The sequence below is a fragment of the Thermocrinis sp. genome (genome assembly GCF_036781485.1).
Taxonomy (GTDB): domain Bacteria; phylum Aquificota; class Aquificia; order Aquificales; family Aquificaceae; genus Thermocrinis.
The window spans coordinates 1-16,610 of record NZ_DAIQAX010000010.1; the positions used below are offsets into that span (position 1 = coordinate 1).

Annotated in this window: 23 protein-coding genes, 5 tRNA genes and 1 pseudogene; 20 read left to right on the forward strand and 9 right to left on the reverse strand. The window is 42.2% G+C overall.

The annotated features are described in order from the left end of the window. From V7P40_RS06105 to V7P40_RS06120, 4 genes and pseudogenes are all read left to right on the forward strand, one after another. Nucleotides 1-213 (forward strand): annotated as a pseudogene (locus V7P40_RS06105) (hypothetical protein); the annotation flags it as partial. A gap of 269 nt (nt 214-482) precedes the next feature. Beyond that, on the forward strand, nt 483-1,859 hold the full coding sequence (argH, locus tag V7P40_RS06110) for an argininosuccinate lyase (protein ID WP_333785094.1): 1,377 nt from the start codon (nt 483-485) through the stop codon (nt 1,857-1,859). Next, nucleotides 1,856-2,083 carry a hypothetical protein gene (locus tag V7P40_RS06115; RefSeq protein ID WP_333785095.1) on the forward strand — a complete coding sequence of 76 codons (228 nt, stop codon included), beginning with the start codon at nt 1,856-1,858 and terminating at the stop codon, nt 2,081-2,083. Before argH ends, V7P40_RS06115 begins: the two co-directional genes overlap by 4 nt. Further along, nucleotides 2,080-2,808 (forward strand): 6-carboxyhexanoate--CoA ligase, encoded by a 729-nt coding sequence (locus V7P40_RS06120; RefSeq protein WP_333785096.1) that lies wholly within the window; start codon nt 2,080-2,082, stop codon nt 2,806-2,808. The genes V7P40_RS06115 and V7P40_RS06120 overlap by 4 nt, the downstream gene beginning before the upstream one ends. Here the strand turns inward: V7P40_RS06120 and V7P40_RS06125 are convergent. The 7 genes from V7P40_RS06125 to ffh all read right to left on the reverse strand — a co-directional run bounded on the left by V7P40_RS06125 (nt 2,803) and on the right by ffh (nt 8,741). Then, the gene (locus V7P40_RS06125; RefSeq protein WP_333785097.1) at nt 2,803-3,543 is read right to left on the reverse strand and encodes a metal ABC transporter permease; all 741 of its coding nucleotides are present in this window, start codon (nt 3,541-3,543) and stop codon (nt 2,803-2,805) included. The two genes, V7P40_RS06120 and V7P40_RS06125, sit on opposite strands and share 6 nt — an antisense overlap. Next, nucleotides 3,540-4,400, reverse strand: coding sequence for a zinc ABC transporter substrate-binding protein (locus V7P40_RS06130; protein ID WP_333785098.1), 861 nt, complete (start codon nt 4,398-4,400; stop codon nt 3,540-3,542). The genes V7P40_RS06125 and V7P40_RS06130 overlap by 4 nt, the downstream gene beginning before the upstream one ends. 64 nt (nt 4,401-4,464) lie before the next feature. After that, complete coding sequence (locus tag V7P40_RS06135) at nt 4,465-5,883, reverse strand: hypothetical protein (protein ID WP_333785099.1); 1,419 nt, start codon at nt 5,881-5,883, stop codon at nt 4,465-4,467. Nucleotides 5,884-5,897: 14 nt separating this feature from the next. Continuing rightward, complete coding sequence (locus V7P40_RS06140) at nt 5,898-6,236, reverse strand: hypothetical protein (protein ID WP_333785100.1); 339 nt, start codon at nt 6,234-6,236, stop codon at nt 5,898-5,900. Between the two features lie 53 nt (nt 6,237-6,289). Next, nucleotides 6,290-6,556 (reverse strand): hypothetical protein, encoded by a 267-nt coding sequence (locus tag V7P40_RS06145; RefSeq protein ID WP_333785101.1) that lies wholly within the window; start codon nt 6,554-6,556, stop codon nt 6,290-6,292. Then, nucleotides 6,553-6,882 carry a hypothetical protein gene (locus V7P40_RS06150; protein ID WP_333785102.1) on the reverse strand — a complete coding sequence of 110 codons (330 nt, stop codon included), beginning with the start codon at nt 6,880-6,882 and terminating at the stop codon, nt 6,553-6,555. The genes V7P40_RS06145 and V7P40_RS06150 overlap by 4 nt, the downstream gene beginning before the upstream one ends. A gap of 545 nt (nt 6,883-7,427) precedes the next feature. Beyond that, complete coding sequence (gene ffh, locus V7P40_RS06155; protein WP_333785103.1) at nt 7,428-8,741, reverse strand: signal recognition particle protein; 1,314 nt, start codon at nt 8,739-8,741, stop codon at nt 7,428-7,430. A gap of 18 nt (nt 8,742-8,759) precedes the next feature. On the opposite strand from ffh, the gene V7P40_RS06160 reads away from it, so the two are divergent. From V7P40_RS06160 to V7P40_RS06170, 3 genes are all read left to right on the forward strand, one after another. Continuing rightward, nucleotides 8,760-9,170, forward strand: a complete 411-nt coding sequence (locus tag V7P40_RS06160; protein WP_333785104.1) for a low molecular weight phosphatase family protein — start codon at nt 8,760-8,762, stop codon at nt 9,168-9,170. Nucleotides 9,171-9,201: 31 nt separating this feature from the next. Next, nucleotides 9,202-10,116 (forward strand): LysR family transcriptional regulator, encoded by a 915-nt coding sequence (locus V7P40_RS06165; RefSeq protein WP_333785105.1) that lies wholly within the window; start codon nt 9,202-9,204, stop codon nt 10,114-10,116. A 98-nt stretch (nt 10,117-10,214) separates the two neighbouring features. Then, nucleotides 10,215-10,895, forward strand: coding sequence for an HAD-IA family hydrolase (locus V7P40_RS06170; protein ID WP_333785106.1), 681 nt, complete (start codon nt 10,215-10,217; stop codon nt 10,893-10,895). On the opposite strand, the gene V7P40_RS06175 is transcribed toward V7P40_RS06170, so the two are convergent. Beyond that, the gene (locus V7P40_RS06175; protein WP_333785107.1) at nt 10,822-11,028 is read right to left on the reverse strand and encodes a Trm112 family protein; all 207 of its coding nucleotides are present in this window, start codon (nt 11,026-11,028) and stop codon (nt 10,822-10,824) included. The genes V7P40_RS06170 and V7P40_RS06175 overlap by 74 nt on opposite strands. Then, nucleotides 11,025-11,507 (reverse strand): OmpH family outer membrane protein, encoded by a 483-nt coding sequence (locus V7P40_RS06180; protein WP_333785108.1) that lies wholly within the window; start codon nt 11,505-11,507, stop codon nt 11,025-11,027. Before V7P40_RS06180 ends, V7P40_RS06175 begins: the two co-directional genes overlap by 4 nt. A gap of 217 nt (nt 11,508-11,724) precedes the next feature. On the opposite strand from V7P40_RS06180, the gene V7P40_RS06185 reads away from it, so the two are divergent. The 13 genes from V7P40_RS06185 (at nt 11,725) to rplL (ending at nt 16,600) form a co-directional block, all read left to right on the forward strand. Further along, nucleotides 11,725-11,797: transfer RNA gene (locus V7P40_RS06185), tRNA-Thr, on the forward strand. Between the two features lie 3 nt (nt 11,798-11,800). Further along, nucleotides 11,801-11,884: transfer RNA gene (locus V7P40_RS06190), tRNA-Tyr, on the forward strand. A 5-nt stretch (nt 11,885-11,889) separates the two neighbouring features. Next, nucleotides 11,890-11,961 (forward strand) — tRNA-Gly (locus tag V7P40_RS06195). 11 nt (nt 11,962-11,972) lie between these two features. Then, a tRNA-Thr gene (locus V7P40_RS06200) sits at nt 11,973-12,045 on the forward strand. A gap of 22 nt (nt 12,046-12,067) precedes the next feature. Beyond that, on the forward strand, nt 12,068-13,285 hold the full coding sequence (gene tuf, locus V7P40_RS06205; protein WP_333785109.1) for an elongation factor Tu: 1,218 nt from the start codon (nt 12,068-12,070) through the stop codon (nt 13,283-13,285). 10 nt (nt 13,286-13,295) lie between these two features. Then, nucleotides 13,296-13,454: a 50S ribosomal protein L33 gene (gene rpmG / locus V7P40_RS06210; protein WP_333785110.1), complete on the forward strand. Its 159-nt coding sequence runs from the start codon at nt 13,296-13,298 to the stop codon at nt 13,452-13,454. Beyond that, nucleotides 13,454-13,526: transfer RNA gene (locus tag V7P40_RS06215), tRNA-Trp, on the forward strand. The genes rpmG and V7P40_RS06215 overlap by 1 nt, the downstream gene beginning before the upstream one ends. Before the next feature lie 13 nt (nt 13,527-13,539). Then, nucleotides 13,540-13,734, forward strand: a complete 195-nt coding sequence (gene secE / locus V7P40_RS06220; protein ID WP_333785111.1) for a preprotein translocase subunit SecE — start codon at nt 13,540-13,542, stop codon at nt 13,732-13,734. Then, complete coding sequence (gene nusG / locus V7P40_RS06225; protein WP_333785112.1) at nt 13,734-14,459, forward strand: transcription termination/antitermination protein NusG; 726 nt, start codon at nt 13,734-13,736, stop codon at nt 14,457-14,459. Before secE ends, nusG begins: the two co-directional genes overlap by 1 nt. Before the next feature lie 39 nt (nt 14,460-14,498). Beyond that, entirely contained in the window at nt 14,499-14,936 is a 438-nt protein-coding gene (gene rplK / locus V7P40_RS06230) for a 50S ribosomal protein L11 (protein WP_333785113.1), read from the forward strand. 3 nt (nt 14,937-14,939) lie between these two features. Then, a complete protein-coding gene (gene rplA, locus V7P40_RS06235; RefSeq protein WP_333785114.1) occupies nt 14,940-15,665 on the forward strand; it encodes a 50S ribosomal protein L1 in 726 nt (241 codons plus the stop codon). Further along, nucleotides 15,662-16,198: a 50S ribosomal protein L10 gene (gene rplJ, locus V7P40_RS06240; RefSeq protein WP_333785115.1), complete on the forward strand. Its 537-nt coding sequence runs from the start codon at nt 15,662-15,664 to the stop codon at nt 16,196-16,198. Before rplA ends, rplJ begins: the two co-directional genes overlap by 4 nt. Nucleotides 16,199-16,210: 12 nt before the next feature. After that, entirely contained in the window at nt 16,211-16,600 is a 390-nt protein-coding gene (gene rplL, locus V7P40_RS06245; protein WP_333785116.1) for a 50S ribosomal protein L7/L12, read from the forward strand. The last annotated feature ends 10 nt before the right edge of the window (nt 16,601-16,610 follow it).

Here is a 16,610-nt window from a genome sequence, read left to right on the forward strand (position 1 = left end):
AAATGCAAGGAGAAAAACTGCACACATCCGGAGCATCCTTATGAGTATGTGAAGCCAGAAGAAGTCTCTTTTGACCGCATAATGCCCGACCGAAGAGAGCTTGACAAAATAGTTTTTGAAGCACTTGGCTTAACAGAAGAAGAGCAACTTGAAGTCTATCGCGCAGTCTTAGAGCTTGTAAAAAATAGATTATTGAAAGCAAAGAGTAAATGAAAAAAATAATTGTATAGGGAAGAAAAGTCCAATGGCTAAATCGTTTGGCGAAAAAAAAGCCTACTTTTACACAAATAGAACGATTAGCACAGGGTTTGTAAAGAAATTGGGATTGGGTCTTCTAAAATTAAAAACACTTTTGACCGCATAGTGCCAGACAGAAGAGAGCTTGACAAAATAGTTTTTGAAGCACTTGGCTTAGCTGAAGAGGAACGCCAGAAGAGATTTTCTCTCTCAACAAAGCCAAATAGCAAGTTTAAAATAATCCTATGCAAAAACCTTGGGAAGGAAGGTTTAAAGAGAAAACAGAAAAGCTTGTAGAGAAATTTACTCAATCGGTTAGCTTTGACAAAAGGCTTGCCCTTCAGGACATAAGGCAAAGCATTGCCCACGTAAAGGCACTGAGCCAAGCTGGAGTAATCACAAAGGAAGAAGAAGAGCTATTAGTATCTGGATTGCTAAAACTAAAGGAGGATGTGGAAAGTGGAAAGATGGAGTTTTTGGAAGAGTTAGAGGATGTGCATATGAACATAGAGAGGGCTTTAACGGAAAAGGTAGGAGAGGTGGGTGGGAAGGTGCATACTGCCAGGTCTCGCAACGATCAGGTGGCAACAGACGAAAGGCTCTTTCTAAAAGAGGAGATAGAAAAATTACAAAAAGAGTTAAAGAAGCTAAGAATAGCTTTGGTAGAGCTTGCTGAAAAAACGGTGGATGTTTTAATCCCTTCTTATACACACCTTCAGAGGGCTCAGCCTATAAGGCTTGCCCACTACTTCCTTGCCCACAGGGAGGCCCTTTTGACTGACAGCATTAGGTTTGCAAATGCCTACAGACTTTTGGATAGCCTCCCCCTTGGCAGTGGTGCATCCGCTGGTGTGGATTTCCCCATAGATAGGTTTTACATCGCAAAGGAGCTTGGCTTTAGGTCTGTTATCAGAAACTCTCTTTATGCCACCGCAGAAAGGGATTTTATCCTTGATGTGCTTTACGCTTGTGCGGTTTGCGGTATGCATCTTTCAAGGCTTTCAGAGGATCTGATAATCTGGTCATCGGAAGAATTTGGCTTTGTGTCTTTGCCGGACAGGTTTTGCACGGGCAGTTCCATAATGCCCCAAAAGAAAAACCCCGATGTGTTGGAGCTAATAAGAGGAAAGACAGGAAGGCTCTATGGGAATTTAATAAGTCTTTTAACTACCCTAAAGGGACTTCCATACGCATACAACAGGGACCTACAGGAGGACAAAGAACCCCTTTTTGATAGCATAGATACTCTAAAAAGCTCTTTGGAGGTTATGGCTCTTTTGCTAAAAGGTTTGCAGATAAACGAAGAAAGAACGTTTTCCTGTGCTGGTAGTTTTACCTTAGCCACAGATTTGGCAAACTACCTTGTGCTAAAGGGATTACCTTTCAGACAGGCGCATAAAGTAGTGGGTTCTTTGGTAGGCTACCTTTTGGAAAAAGGCAAAAGGCTTGAGGAAGTTAGCTTGGAAGAGCTAAAGGAGTTTTCTGAGCTCTTTGATGAAAGCGCTTTGAAACTTTTGGATCCAAGAGTTTGCGCAGACAGGAGAAAAACCTACGGAGGCACTTCCAAAGAACAGGTGTTTGTTCAGATAGAAAATGCAAAAAGAGAGGAGGGTCTGCTATGAAGTTTTTAATATACTTTATCTTCTTCATAGCTTTGCTCTTAGGCTTTAGCTACTTGGTATATCTAAATCTTTCTCCAGTGGAGTTTGTTCTTACTCCTGAGTTTAACGGTGTGTATTATCGCATACCACCCGTGCCCCTTGGTTTTTTGGTGGTAGGTACTTTCATATTAGGCTTTGGGTTAGGATACATCTTTGGTTTGTTTGGAAGGTATTCCAAAAAATGATCAGCGTGCGTATGAGAGCTGAGCTAAAAGGTCTGCACATCTCGGGAGCGGAGAGGTTGATAGATGAGGAATCTTTAAATAAGGTGGTCCAAGAGCTTCTCAAAAGGCCAAAGGTTTACGACAGGTTGGTAATTACTGTGGAAAAAGTGGAAAAGGTGTATTTGATCCCAAAGGCTTTAACCATATACAGCCATGACTTTAAATCTGTTGAGGAAGCAAGAGCCTTTGCGTTGAAAAAATTGGAAGAGTTAGGTATAAAGCGGGAGCTTGGACAGAAGGCTTTAGAGCTTTTGGACAAGGGACCAAATCCAAGGGGCGGTAACATGAGGGGCGCAGCGCTTATGGACGTGCAAACAGGGGAAAGATTGGAACCAGACAAGGAAAGGGGCATAAGAACAGTAAGGGTTGATTGGAAGGACAGAAAAGTTATAAAGCAAGCCCTTTTAAAGAGGGGGATAAAAAGAAAGTATTTAAACAGGCTTATGGATGCTTTGGCATTGGCTACAAAGAACATTCACTGTGGTGTTTTGGCAGAGCTTTGCTGGAGCGACGACGAAGACTACACTACAGGCTATGTGGCAAGCAGTTTAGGCTACATCAGAATAAATCCACTTAAAGAATTGGGAAAACCAATAGGTGGGAGAGTTTATTTTGTGAAAAGGGAAGACTTGGAAAGTCTGATAGAGTGCTTAGAAAGTAAAGCTGTGCTTATAGAGGCTTTATGAAGTTTTCCGACTTAACAAACGAACTAAGAAAACCAGCACACTCAAGAAAGAGTTAAAGAACACCACGCTAAAGCCAGTGGGAAGGTCAAAAAGAAAAGACAGAACTATAGCTAAGGTATTAACCGCAGAGCCGTATATCCAAGCAAACGCAAGACCCTTTCCTAAGAGTTTGGCAGTTAGAGCAGGAGCAACCAGTATAGAAAAGACTACAAACACTCCCACCAAATTTACCGAGCTTGTTACGGTTAAAGCAAACAGGGCAAAAAAAGCAAAATCCTTTAAAGACCCTTTTAAAAACTTTTCCCTTATGTAGAGCAAAAACCCGATGAACGCATACAAAAAGCTTGTTTTTACTATCTCTTCTCTAAGGACAAAAAGAATGTCTCTTGCGGTAAGCTTTAGTAGCTCTTCTATACCGTGGGGGGATTTGGAAAGCAAAAGCACCACCAAAGAAAAGCCCAAAGCATACATCAAGCCTATAAAAGCTTCTGAATACTCTTTAAACCTTTGGGACAAAGCGATAAGAATACTTGACAGCAGTGCAAAGGATAAAGAAAGAAAGTAGGAGGGTCTGTCAAAGAAAAAAAGGGAGAGGGCAAGCCCCACCGCAGAAAATTGGGCTATGGCAATGTCTGTGAATATTATCCCCCTTCTTACTATCTCAAGCCCAAAGTAGGCGTGAATACCCAAAAGTATGAAGGAAAGCAATAGGGCGTTTAAGAGTATGTCTATCATTGGTTGAACCTTTTGAGGATCTCATCAAACAAGGAAAATAAGTCCTTAGCTTCTGGCACCGCACCCACGTCGTGGGGTAAAATTAGTACTTTGGCATTTAGCCTTTTTGCCACGTATTCTGCAGTCCTTTTTTCGTGATAGACATCCTGAAGGATAAACTTTACTCCTTGGGCTTGGGCGGTAAGGTCTTCTATGTGCTTGGCAGTTGAAGGAATGCCCGGAAGCGGTTCCAAAGTTCCCACCAAAACTATCCTGTATCTGTTTAAGAAATAGTCATACAGCTTGTGATAGCTTATAACTTTAGTTCCCCTTAGCTTTGAGAATTCTCTGTCCCACTCCTTTAACTTTGCGTTCCATCTTCCCACAAAGTCCTCAAGGTTAGCTTTGTAGTAAGAGCAGTTTGGGCTATCCAGCTGACACATTCTTTCTGCGACAACTCTTGCCAGAATGGGTATGTTGTGTGGGTCCAAATTGTAATGAGGATTTCCTTCTGGATGCACGTCTCCCATCTCCCTGGAAACCCTCTGAGGTTTCTCTATAAGTTCCACAAACTGGGAAAGGTCCAAAAAGCCCTCTCTACCAGGTTGAATTCTGGGATTGTTGGATTGCTGAAGAAGAGGAGGAAGAAAGCCTATTTCTATGCTTGCACCTTGGATGATCAAAAGGTTTGCATCTCTCATTTTAGCAATGTGGGAAGGCTTTGGAACAACAAAGTGAGGGTCATCGGTGCCTTTTGCGATAACGTGAATCTTTACCTTATCTTTTCCTATCTCCTTTACCAGCTCTCCTATCCAAGGGTAAGTGGCTACCACCTTCAGCTGGGCAAAGCTAAAGCTAATGATGAGTAGTATAAACATAAAAACCTTCATCCTTCGCATCTCCGCCTATGGTCATAAAAAGCCCCCAGAGGGGGCAAACTTATTAGAAGGGATGGGCTCCGTGAGCTCCTATGGCAAAGTTAAACTGGAGGATCACTTCATTTACCGTTTTCCTGCTATTCTTCTCATAGAATGCCCTGTTTTGCCCTACCTGAAGCCTTATGCGGGAAAACTCCGTAGGACTATACTCAAGCATGGCATAGTAAGCTGGGAGGTTCTTTGGCAGATCCCGCTTAACTCCATCCTTTTTGACGTCGTTCTTGTTTATGAGGTTGTATTGAACACCCGCTCTCCACCTTTTGTCAAATCTAAAAACAAGTTGGGAATAGAAGCCTCCTTGTTTCTTTTTAGTTTCTTCAGTGGTTAACATGTTGCCGTCGTATTCAAAATATTTACCTTCGCTATCTCTATAGATATACTCCCCTTGGAAGGACACATACCTCGTAGAGTCTATGTTATACCTTGCGGTAAGGTCAAAGCCATAGAGCTTGGTCTTTCCCGCAAAGGCATGCTCTTTGTTATCGTGTGTGTGATGTATTCTGGTGTGTCCAGCGCCGTAAGATAGTCCAGTTAGAACTGAAAGATTTCCTACGTCAAAGGACGTTTTTACAAAACCTACGTATAAGTTTGGTTTCCTTGTCTCTGGGACTTCTACTGAACCTATTCTAAACCCTTCTGTTCCAAAGCTTTGCTCGTTCTCTCCTTGAAGGACTTCCGCACCAAACAGTAGGTAGAAAGGTGTAGGAGCAAGCCAGTTTAGCTGAATACCTTTTTCTGTAAGTCCGTCATCTCCAAAGAAGACTTTATAGACTAAGGGCTGGGTTGCAAAGTCCCAGGCGTGTGGGTGCTGAGAGTTCAGCCTTCCAAAGGAGCTTCTAAATTTACCTACTTTTAGTTGAAAACCACCGGGAAGGCCCCTTGTTACCGCATAAGCCTCTTCCACTTCCGCGCCGTGCTCGGAGAAAGGAATGGTGGCGTAAAGGTCAAAGTATGGATCCACAGGTGAGTAAAAGAAAAGCTCTGCATAGTTTAGGTTAAAGCCTCTTTTTTCGTTTGGTGCGCCGTGTCCATGTTTGTCATGTTCGTGCTTGTGATACAGGCCTGGAATTTTAAGCTCTTTAAGTTCTTTGTCTTTTCTGTTCCTTCCCACAACGGATGTATCCACTATCAAGGAGATGTCTGGCAAAAAGGCAGTTTGTCTGAAGGGAGAGATTTGAAAGGCTTTTAGCCTTTCTTCATACTTGCTTCTAAGTTGAAGGGTTCTGTCCGCTGGCGTTGGCTTTTCTTCCTTTTTCTCTTCTTGTCTTGCTTCAACCTTCTGAACCTTCTCAAGGGCTTCAATTTTCTTCTCCAGCTCTCTTATGAGCCTTCTTTGTTCTTCAAGCTGGCGCTTTAAGTCTTCTAAGCTTTCCTGAGCAAAGGAAAAGCTAAATATAGCAAGAGAAAGAGCTAATTTCTTCATGACACTACCTCCCTTTAAAGTGTTATTACTTGCTCTGCGCCCAATTGCTGGGCTTTACCGTAAAGCATAGGAAAGCACCCAAGAGTGGCACCTTCCACAAGCTTGTCCGCTATGTTTCTCTCATAACAACACTGGTCGCAACCCATCAAAAAACCAACCTTTCCGTCCTTCAAAAGCTTAGAAAGCCTTTCTCCTATCGGGTTACCCCTAACGAGCACGTAAGTGTTATCCTGAAAGAAGAACATACCCACCACCTCAACTGGGTGGGCATCGTGTTCAAGTTGGGGAAGGATCATCCTTCCCAAAATGTAAGAAGCACTGTTGGGCGTGCTAAATATATACAAAACCTTCATCCTTTCACCTCCTGAAGTTTTTTGTGTTTAAAAAGTGGTGTGGTTAGGAGGACTTATTCTGTTGGTGGTGCTCTGGTTAGTGTGTGCTTTTTGTATGAGGACGAGGGCAAAACTTGCGGTGCTTTTGGGTTATCTAAGGAAAGTGTGGGGAAATTGAAAATTAATTCTAAATTTACATCGCTCGTGTACTGTTGTTGGTGTTGGACTATACAGAGCTCACAGTCGTGATGATATTGATGGTCTTCGTGATGATGCTCTGAAGCCTTGAAATCCAGAACTAAGAGAAGAAGGATCAAGATAAAGTGCGTTAAGAGTTTCATATCTTCGTATTATTATAGTAGGATAAAATAAAATTTTCCTTCTCTGGAGTGTCTAACCTTATTGAAAGGTAAGCATTCGGAAGTAAGTAATGATTGCTCAGATGATAAACCTTCTTGTATTTTGGAAGTTTGCTGAGTATATAGCTAACCACTCCACTTGGCACCTTCCAAAACAAAATTCTGTCTTTTTCGGAGTTTATACACACCTTGAGCAAATCATCCACTTCGCTATGGTTTCTAAACCTTAACCTTTCCGCCACATCCAGCTCATCCATAGCTATACCTTCAATGTATGCAATACCTTCCCTTGCGTCAAACTCCTCCAACGGAAAGCATATGTTATATAACCAAAGCTGTAGTTTAAACCAAGGGGCAATGGACTCTCAAGGCAATTGACTACTTCCTTTACCCGGTATACGCCCTAGAGTTTATCACCTTCACAAGTTCTCCGTTTTGGTAAAGTTTCCGTGATGTCCTTCTATGCGTGCAGGGTCTGTGGACTCTAAGGAGCCTCCCATTAGGAGAAATTACAGGATGCTTAGGCCTTGAACCAGTTTCAATATCTTTAACCTTCCTTAGATTTACAGTATCTATCACGCTTACAGTCCTTTGGTCTGGTGCGTTGTTTGCCACAAAAAGAAATTTACCGTTTTTACTAATTGAACCCAGTGTCCCACCTTTCCCACCAGTGGATATTCTTGCTATTTAGTATCGATAGCTACCACAAAACCATCTCCTCTGAGGGCAAAGAGAGGCGTTTCCACAGGTCTTTCAGCACCTGCAAAAGAAAAGCCTTTGTGAAGGGTAGCGTAAGCCACACCAAAGCCCGCAAGTTTTAAAAGTTTCCTAATGTAAGTTTTTTAGAATATGCTTAAAACCTAAAAGGTGGTCTTGGAATACCAAGAGGACCTTTAGCATTTTTCATACTTCTTATAAATTTTTTCATTTGTTCATACTCTTTAAGTAGTTTATTCACATCAGATATTGACGTGCCGCTCCCCTTTGCTATTCTGATTTTTCTGCTCATGTTTATTATCTTGGGATTTCTTCTTTCTTCTTTAGTCATAGACTGGATAATTGCCTTCTTTTTCTTTATTAACTTTTCGTCTATTTTAATATACTTTACATAAGCAGACAATCCGGGCACCATGCTTAGCAACTTGTCTATGGGTCCCATCTTTTCTATAAACTCAAATTGCTTTAGCATGTCTTCCAAATCAAACTCTCCGGTTAAAACCTTTGTAGCCATAACTTGTGCTTCGTCTTCTGGTATGGCTTTTTGAGCTTTTTCCAAAAGACTTTGCACATCTCCAAGGCCCAATATTCTCTGAGCAACTCTATCTGGATAGAAAGGTTCTATGTCCTCAAGCTTTTCTCCTGTTCCTACAAACTTTATGGAAATGCCCAAAGCTTCCCTTATAGAAAAGGCTACACCGCCACGGGCATCTCCGTCCATCTTTGTAAGGATTGCCCCGGTGAGCCCCACTTTTTCGTGAAATACCTTTGCTACCCTCAAAGCTTCTTGCCCTTGCATTGCATCTGCCACATAAAGAACCTCGGAAGGAGAGATAACTTCCTTTATGGATTTCAGCTCTTCCATAAGCTCGTCGTCTATATGTAATCTTCCAGCGGTATCCAAGAGTAAGTAATCCACTCTTTCAGATTTTGCTTTAGAGGAAGCAAGCTTAGCTATCTCAATGGCGCTCAATCCTTCTTCAAATTTATAGTATGGGACATCTATTTTCTCTGCTAATCTTTGAAGCTGTAGCATAGCCGCTGGTCTTCTCACGTCCGTAGAAGACACCGCCACTTTGTTTCCTTGTTCCTTTAAATACTTGGCTAACTTTCCTATGGTGGTAGTTTTGCCCGTACCCTGAAGTCCAACAAACAAAACTACTCCCTTTTTTAGGTCTGCTTTACTCCCACCCAATATTTTTACTAACTCCTCGTAAACCGTCATCAGCAAATGTTCATAAGGTGAGAGTTTTTTGCTTAAATCCTCTTTCAGAGCCTCTTCCCTGACCCTTTTCAAAAAAGCTTTTACCACTTCATAATCTGCATCGCCTTCCAAAAGCGCCGTCCTTATTTCCCTCAAAAAGTCATTTATCTGTTTTTCGCTTAATTTTTTGTTTTTTTCTAGTTTTGAAAGAGCTTTACTAAACTTTTCAGTTAACAACTCCAACATAACTTTAAAATTATAACAATGAAGGTATGCTTTGTATCTACAAGAGGAAAAGTAAGGGCTGCGATGGCAAAATCCATATTTACAAAATTAGCCAAGATGCTACTGTTGAACGTAGAAGTTTACTCTGCAGGAATTGAACCAGAAAAAAACTTACCAGAAAATGTAATAAAGGTACTGACCGAGAAGGGCTATCCTGTAGAGGGTATCCACCCAGTCGGATGTGAATCTCTACCATACGATAGGATAGACATACTTATAACTTTGTCTCCAGAAGCACGGGATAGATGCCCCTATTACATAAACCACAAAAGAAGGGAACACTGGGTCTTAGAAGAGGTGAAGGATCAATCAGATTTAGCTAAATTGAGAAGCATTAGAGATAACATAGAAAGATTGGTCAAAGAGTTTCTTAAAATAAGTCATACTTAACTCAACATAATTTTGTATTATATTAAAACTAATGATTGACATCACAAAGTTAAAGACCTTTGTGGCAGTTGCCGATTTAGGTAGTTTTTCAAAAGCCTCTGAAATTTTGTACATTACACAGCCTGCCGTTACACAGCAAATAAAGGCTTTGGAAAAAATGGTTGGTGCCAAACTATTTCAGAGACAGAGTGGACGAATAGTTTTAACAGAGGAAGGAAAGCGTATTTACGCTTTGGCAAAGTCCCTTTTAAAAGATTATGAAAGCCTTATGGAGGAAATGGCAAAGATAAAGAAGGATTTTAAGGACACCCTGTTTGTTGGGATAAGCACCACGCTGAGTGAATACAAGGTCCCAGAGCTGTTGGTTGAGTTCCACTCTCAGATGCCAGGTATATCCATAAAGGCTTTTGTGGAAAATTCTCAACAGATAGAGGAAGGGCTTTCTTCTGGTGTTTTAAACATTGGACTGATTGAGAGAGAACCATCTGAAAAATTTAGAGCCGTTCGTTGGTTCTACGATGAGATTGTATTCTTTACCCATCCTTCGCATCCATTCGCTGAGTTAGGAGAAATAAACCCAGAAGATTTATACTCAGCTGAATTGATATTTAGAGAAGTCAGTTCGGGTACCAGAAGGGTGGTAAAGGAGGAGTTGGAAAGATTGGGAGTAATTTTTGAAAGATTGAAAATAAAGATTGAGATAAACTGCGGAAGGTCTATTCTCAGTATGGTCAAGAATGGTCACGGATGTAGTTTTCTTTCAAGGGGGATATTAGAGAAAGATTTACAGGAAGGCAACATAGTTGAGGTAAAAATAAGAGGATTTAATGCAAGGAGATGGTATTACATAGTTTTCCCGGAGGACAGTAAAACAACCTTTTTAGCAAATAAGTTCGCAAAGTTTTTACTTTCCAAAGCTTTGCCCAGTAATACTATGGCATCTTAACCTGCCGCTTCGCATTATAATTTAACATCTACAGTTCGGAGATAAGGGCTAACATCGGATAAGATAGACTGAGGAAAAATGGGACGGCAAAACCGAGGATGAGGAAAGGGTTAATCTTTGACGTGGATGGTGTGATAATAGATGTGAGTCTTTCTTACCATTACGCTATAAAAAATACTGCAGAAAAATTCATAGGGATTAGCTTAGACATAGAAAAGGTTAGAGAAATAAAATTCAAAAATGGTATAAACAACGACTATTTGGCTACTTTGGAAGTCATAAAAACCTTCAATAAATACGCTTCCTTAGAAGAAATCATAAAAGAATTTAACAAGGAATACGAAAAACTTAAAAACTTGGAAAGACTAATCTTGAGCAGAGAGTTTTTTAGAAAATTAAAACAATATAACATCCCTCTTGGCATACTTACGGGAAGACCAAAGGAGGACTTAAAAAGTGCCTTTGACAGGTTTGGGCTTTGGGAATTTTTTGACTTTGTAGTGGATGATGATACTATAGAAGATCCCAATCTGAGAAAGCCAAATCCCTATGCTCTTCATTTTTGTATTGAGGGTATGCGATTGGACAGCGCGATCTATATCGGAGATAGCCTTGCAGACTATCAGATGGTAGAAAACTACAAGAAGATATATAAAAAACCTGTTGATTATATACACTTCGGTGAAAGGGTGAAGCCCAGCGGGGTTAAGGTTGTGCTTTCTGAGGATGAACTTTTTCAAGCTCTGAAAGAGGTTTTGCAGAGTCGGGAGTTAGTATAGGTATGCCTTCAATTATTTCGTAAAATAGACCGCAGGCTTGACAAATCAAAACTTCCAACTTTTCATCGTATTTGAGATCACCCTTACACCTTGGACAGGCGAGTATATCCAAAAGCTCCCTGTTTAGACTCATTTTGCATCCAACCTTTTTATAACCTCATCCGTTATGTCTATTTCCGCAGACCTATAAACAAACACGCTACAGTCCAAAACTCCAGTAAAATTAGCTTTCTTTGAAATATCCTCGGATATTTCTTTTATTTTTTTTGTAAGTTCATCTTCTGTTTTTATTCTCAGCTCATTAAGCTCCTTTTGTGCTTTTTGCTGTAATTCTATGGCTTCTGCTTCCAGCTTCTGATATTCTTTTATTTTTTCTTCCCTCATCTTCTGACTTATGGCTTTACTTTCTATCTGTTTTTTCAGCTCCTCTAATTTTTTCCCCATCTCATCTAACTGATTTTGATAGAATTGAAATTTATTCCTTAGTCCTTCTTGCGCTTTTTTAGCAGTCTGGGATTCTTGAAGTATCCTATTAGGGTCTATGCATGCGAATTTCTGCTGGGCAAAGGACAAGCTGCTTAAAAGCACGGACACAAGTATCAACTTTTTCATCAAACACCTCCTCATGAAGATTATATAACAGGAGAGTTAGTCAGTCTTGAAAAAGCCTGTTTCAAAAACACAGTTATATTGACTATCAAATGTATGAAGGCTAAAATCTGAACTTGATGAAGGCCAACTTTATACAAGGCATAAAAGGGTAGTGGGAAGCATTTGAAACAGCCTCGTCTTGAAAATTTTTATGTTATGATTTATGATATAATTTTCAGCTGGCGTAGCTCAGTGGGCAGAGCGCGGGATTTGTAATCCCGCGGTCGTGGGTTCAAGTCCCACCGCCAGCTTTAGGAGGGGTGGCCGAGTGGTCAAAGGCAGGGGACTGTAAATCCCCCGGGCTCCGCCCTGCGCAGGTTCGAATCCTGCCCCCTCCACTTTAGCGGGCGTAGCTCAGTGGTAGAGCAGCTGCCTTCCAAGCAGCAGGTCGCGGGTTCGAGTCCCGTCGCCCGCTTTAAAGACATAGCCCAGGTAGCTCAGTGGGCAGAGCACACCCTTGGTAAGGGTGAGGTCGCCGGTTCAAGTCCGGTCCTGGGCTTAAATACAGGAGGTAGCAAGGTATGGCAAAGGAGAAGTTTGTAAGAGAGAAGGAACACGTCAACGTAGGAACTATAGGGCACGTAGACCATGGCAAATCTACTCTAACCTCTGCCATAACATGTGCATTGGCTGCGGGTGTTATGCCCGGCGGTAAGGCAAGGTGTATGAAATACGAAGAAATAGACAAAGCACCAGAAGAAAGAGAAAGAGGTATAACCATAAACATAACACACGTGGAATACGAAACCGCAAAAAGACATTACGCACACGTAGATTGCCCAGGACACGCAGACTACATCAAGAACATGATAACAGGCGCAGCCCAAATGGACGGAGCTATCCTTGTGGTTTCTGCAGCAGACGGTCCAATGCCACAGACAAGAGAACACGTGCTGTTGGCAAGACAGGTCAATGTCCCCTACATAGTGGTGTTCATGAACAAGTGTGACATGGTGGATGACCCAGAGCTTTTGGACCTTGTGGAGCTTGAAGTGAGGGAACTTTTGAATAAGTACGAATTTCCTGGAGATGAGGTACCGGTCATAAGGGGTTCTGCCTTAGGGACATTGCAGGAGTTAGAAGCAGGGAAACCTGACAAGTGGTGCAATGCCATAGTGGAACTGCTCAACGCCATGGACGAATACATACCAACTCCTGTAAGGGAATCAGACAAACCATTTTTGATGCCCATAGAAGACGTATTTAGCATATCTGGACGTGGAACGGTGGTAACAGGCAGGGTAGAGCGTGGAGTACTAAAGCCTGGTGAGGAAGTGGAGGTAGTAGGGCTCAGAGAAGAACCACTGAAGACTGTAGCCACATCCATAGAGATGTTTAGGAAGGTCCTTGATGAGGCACTACCTGGGGACAACATAGGTGTGCTTTTGAGGGGTGTAGGCAAAGACGATGTGGAGAGGGGGCAGGTATTGGCAAAGCCAGGTAGTGTGACGCCGCACAGGAGGTTTAGGGCACAGGTGTATGTATTGACGAAGGAAGAAGGTGGGAGGCACAGTCCATTTTTTGTGAATTACAGGCCACAGTTTTACTTTAGGACAGCGGACGTGACAGGGGTAGTGGTGAAGTTGCCAGAGGGTCAGGAGATGGTGATGCCTGGGGACAACGTGGAGCTTGAGATTGAGCTAATAAAGCCCATAGCGATGGAGGAAGGACTTAGGTTTGCCATAAGGGAAGGTGGAAGGACTGTGGGTGCTGGTGTGGTTACAAAAATCCTTGATTGAGGTGTAAAGGATGGCTGCGGTAAGAGAAATAATAGTTTTGGCGTGCACGGAGTGCAAGAGGAGGAACTACTCCACCACTAAAAACAAGCAGAAAAAGCCCCAGAGGATGGAGCTAAGAAAGTACTGCAAGTGGTGTAAAAAGCACACTATACACAGAGAGGTAAAATAGGGGCACTAGCTCAATTGGCAGAGCGCGGGACTCCAAATCCCGCGGTTGGGGGTTCGAGTCCTCCGTGCCCCGCATGGAGAAAAGAATGGAAAAGATTAAAAACTTCCTAAAGAGCGTAAGGCAGGAGCTAAATAGGGTTTCTTGGCCTAGCAGAAGTTTGGCCTTTAAGGCCACAATCAGTGTTATAATATTTTCCCTTATAATTGGCTTCTATCTTTGGATTTTAGATATAGCCTTTGTAAATATGGTCAATTTTTTGCTTTCATTGAGAGGTAGGTAATGGGTGAGTTTAAGTGGTATGCTTTACAGGTAGAAGCGGGTAAAGAAGCAACAGCTAAGGAAAATTTTCTAAAGGTTCTTGAGTTGGAAGGTCTCTCTGAAAAGGTTCAAGAAGTAGTCGTTCCTGCAGAGGAAAAGGTAGTCATAAAGACTATGGGAAAGGAAAAGTATAGGTTGTCTTTGCGGGGAAACAACAGGGACATCAGCGTATTGGGGAAAAAGGGTGTGACCACCTTTAGGATAGAGAACGGAGAGGTTAGGGTTTTGGAAAGTGTGGAGGGAGACCTATGCGTAGAAGCGCCCCCCATTTCAAAACCAGGGCAGAAGATAGTCTGCAAAGAAAACAAAACAGAAGCAAAAATTATTCTGGAATCTAAGATGTTCCCCGGATATTTACTTATGAAAGCTGATATAGATGATGCTCTCTTGAGGGCTATAGAAAAGACACCTCACGTGTATAAACCAGTCTTGGTGGGTGGAAAAGTAGCTTCTCTTGACGAAAAGGAAGTGGAAAGAATAATAGCCTTTGTCAAGAAGGGTGTAAAGCCTGTTAAAGTCCTGTTTGAAAAAGGAGATCAAGTAAGGGTTATAGAGGGACCCTTTATGAATTTTACTGGCACTGTAGAAGAGGTGCATCCAGAGAGAGAAAAAATAACTGTGTTAATAAGCATATTTGGAAGGTTAACTCCAGTGGAGCTGGACTTCTCTCAGGTTGAAAAACTTTGAAAATATGTTATAATTTTTTATTCTTCATGGAGGCTAATAATGGCTAAGAAAGTGACTGCCACAGTGGAGCTTATGCTTCCTGCACAGCAAGCTACCCCTGCACCACCAGTTGGTCCAGCACTCGGTCAGCACGGAGTAAATATAATGGAATTTGTCAAACAGTTCAACGCAGCAAGCAAGGAATTTGAACCAGGCACCGTGGTGCCAGTTGTTATAACCATCTATCAAGACAGAAGCTTTACCTTTGTAATGAAAACTCCCCCTGCATCCTACTTGCTGAAGAAAGCAGCCAAAGTCCAAAGTGGTTCTGGCGATCCAAAGAGGCAAAAGGTAGGTAAAATAACAGTGGATCAGCTAAAAGAGATTGCCAAAATCAAACTGAAGGATATGAACACCAACGACTTGAATGCTGCCATGAGAACCATAGCCGGCACTGCAAAAAGCATGGGTATAGAAATAGAAGGTTGGAAGGAGTGAGTAATGAAGAGGGGTAAAAGGTACGCCAAATGTATTCAGCTATACGACAAAAACAGGCTTTATTCTGTAGAAGAGGCTGTAGGATTGTTGAAAAAGATGCAGGCTGAGTGCGGTCCAAAGTTTGACCAGACTGTTGAGCTTGCTATGAAGCTTGGAGTAGATCCAAAGTATGCAGACCAGATGGTAAGAGGCTCGGTTGTGCTTCCCAACGGCTTAGGTAGAGAGCTTAAAGTTTTGGTTTTGGCAGAAGGTGAAACGCAAAGACTTGCAAAGGAAGCCGGTGCAGACTATGTAGGTGGAGAGGATCTGATAAACAAGATAATAAAGGAAGAGTGGGTGGATTACGATGTTGTCATAGCCACTCCCGATATTATGCCCAAAGTGGCAAAGTTGGGTAAAATACTGGGACCAAGGGGTCTTATGCCAAACCCGAAAACTGGCACCGTTACTACAAACGTAAAACAAGCTATAGAGGAGGCTAAAAAAGGTAGAGTGGAGTTTAAGGTAGACAAAACTGGCAACGTGCACATGCCAGTCGGTAAGGTTTCTTTTGAGGATGCAAAGTTAATTGAAAATATTTACGCTGCTATTGATGCGGTTGTAAAGGCAAAGCCTGCTGGTGCCAAGGGCCAGTACATTAGAAGTATAACTCTTTCTGGGACCATGTCTCCAGGTGTGAAAGTGGACATAAGCACAACGCTTAGAAAGTTGCAGGAGGCGGTTGCATGAGAAAGGCGTGGGTATTAAAAGCAGAATTGGTGGATGGTTACAAAGATAGGATAGGTAGGTCTAATCTGGTAATATTCTTCAACTATTCGGGCATAGATGCCTCGCCTCTTACTAAACTTAGAGCTGAGCTCAAAAGCATGAACGCAGAGCTTTTGGTAGGAAAAAACACACTGTTTTACAGAGCATTTATGCAAACTCCTGTGGCGGACCACAGGGAGGTGTTAGTAGGTCCCACCGCTTTGGTTTTTGCTTATGGTGATCCTGTGGTTGTTGCAAAGAAGGTCTTTGAGGTTTCCAAGGAATTAAACAAAGAAAACCCCATAGCGAGCATAAAGGGTGGGTTTATGTCCGGAAAGTTTCTGAAACCACAGGATATACAGGCTCTTGCGGAATTACCCCCAAGGGAGGTGCTCATATCCAAACTTATGGGCACACTGCAAGCACCTCTGATGAACTTTATAATGGCACTCAAGAGCATTCCCCAGAAGTTAGTTCTTACTTTAAAAGCAATAGAAGAGAAAAAATCCCAATAAGGAGGTATAAACATGCCGACTATTAGCATTGAAGAGATAGTAGAGGCCATAGGCAACATGACAGTTTTGGAAGTTGCCGAGCTGGTCAAAAAACTGGAGGAGAAGTTCGGCGTTTCTGCAGCTGCTATGGTGGCAGCTGCGCCAGTGGCAGCAGGAGCTACTGCAGGTCCAGCTCCAGCAGCAGAAGAGAAGACAGAATTTACCGTAATTCTCAAAAATCCTGGTGCTAATAAGATAAACGTAATAAAGGTCGTGAGGGAGATAACTGGTTTGGGTCTAAAAGAGGCAAAGGACTTGGTAGATGGTGCTCCCAAACCTGTAAAGGAGGCAATTCCAAAGGAGGAAGCGGAAAAAATAGCCAAAAAGCTTCAGGAAGCAGGGGCAGAAGTAGAGATAAAGTGATTATTTGTAA

Bases quoted from the DNA above. Each gene is read 5' to 3' on its own strand.
- rplJ (WP_333785115.1), top strand. From the start codon at position 15,662: ATGAGAAAGGCGTGGGTATTAAAAGCAGAATTGGTGGATGGTTACAAA.
- V7P40_RS06140 (WP_333785100.1), bottom strand. From the start codon at position 6,236: ATGAAGGTTTTGTATATATTTAGCACGCCCAACAGTGCTTCTTACATT.
- ffh (WP_333785103.1), bottom strand. From the start codon at position 8,741: ATGTTGGAGTTGTTAACTGAAAAGTTTAGTAAAGCTCTTTCAAAACTA.
- V7P40_RS06170 (WP_333785106.1), top strand. From the start codon at position 10,215: ATGAGGAAAGGGTTAATCTTTGACGTGGATGGTGTGATAATAGATGTG.
- V7P40_RS06135 (WP_333785099.1), bottom strand. From the start codon at position 5,883: ATGAAGAAATTAGCTCTTTCTCTTGCTATATTTAGCTTTTCCTTTGCT.
- rpmG (WP_333785110.1), top strand. From the start codon at position 13,296: ATGGCTGCGGTAAGAGAAATAATAGTTTTGGCGTGCACGGAGTGCAAG.
- V7P40_RS06120 (WP_333785096.1), top strand. From the start codon at position 2,080: ATGATCAGCGTGCGTATGAGAGCTGAGCTAAAAGGTCTGCACATCTCG.
- V7P40_RS06130 (WP_333785098.1), bottom strand. From the start codon at position 4,400: ATGTTTATACTACTCATCATTAGCTTTAGCTTTGCCCAGCTGAAGGTG.
- V7P40_RS06165 (WP_333785105.1), top strand. From the start codon at position 9,202: ATGATTGACATCACAAAGTTAAAGACCTTTGTGGCAGTTGCCGATTTA.
- tuf (WP_333785109.1), top strand. From the start codon at position 12,068: ATGGCAAAGGAGAAGTTTGTAAGAGAGAAGGAACACGTCAACGTAGGA.
- rplA (WP_333785114.1), top strand. From the start codon at position 14,940: ATGAAGAGGGGTAAAAGGTACGCCAAATGTATTCAGCTATACGACAAA.
- argH (WP_333785094.1), top strand. From the start codon at position 483: ATGCAAAAACCTTGGGAAGGAAGGTTTAAAGAGAAAACAGAAAAGCTT.
- V7P40_RS06180 (WP_333785108.1), bottom strand. From the start codon at position 11,507: ATGAAAAAGTTGATACTTGTGTCCGTGCTTTTAAGCAGCTTGTCCTTT.
- V7P40_RS06115 (WP_333785095.1), top strand. From the start codon at position 1,856: ATGAAGTTTTTAATATACTTTATCTTCTTCATAGCTTTGCTCTTAGGC.
- rplL (WP_333785116.1), top strand. From the start codon at position 16,211: ATGCCGACTATTAGCATTGAAGAGATAGTAGAGGCCATAGGCAACATG.
- nusG (WP_333785112.1), top strand. From the start codon at position 13,734: ATGGGTGAGTTTAAGTGGTATGCTTTACAGGTAGAAGCGGGTAAAGAA.
- secE (WP_333785111.1), top strand. From the start codon at position 13,540: ATGGAAAAGATTAAAAACTTCCTAAAGAGCGTAAGGCAGGAGCTAAAT.
- V7P40_RS06145 (WP_333785101.1), bottom strand. From the start codon at position 6,556: ATGAAACTCTTAACGCACTTTATCTTGATCCTTCTTCTCTTAGTTCTG.
- V7P40_RS06125 (WP_333785097.1), bottom strand. From the start codon at position 3,543: ATGATAGACATACTCTTAAACGCCCTATTGCTTTCCTTCATACTTTTG.
- rplK (WP_333785113.1), top strand. From the start codon at position 14,499: ATGGCTAAGAAAGTGACTGCCACAGTGGAGCTTATGCTTCCTGCACAG.
- V7P40_RS06175 (WP_333785107.1), bottom strand. From the start codon at position 11,028: ATGAGTCTAAACAGGGAGCTTTTGGATATACTCGCCTGTCCAAGGTGT.
- V7P40_RS06160 (WP_333785104.1), top strand. From the start codon at position 8,760: ATGAAGGTATGCTTTGTATCTACAAGAGGAAAAGTAAGGGCTGCGATG.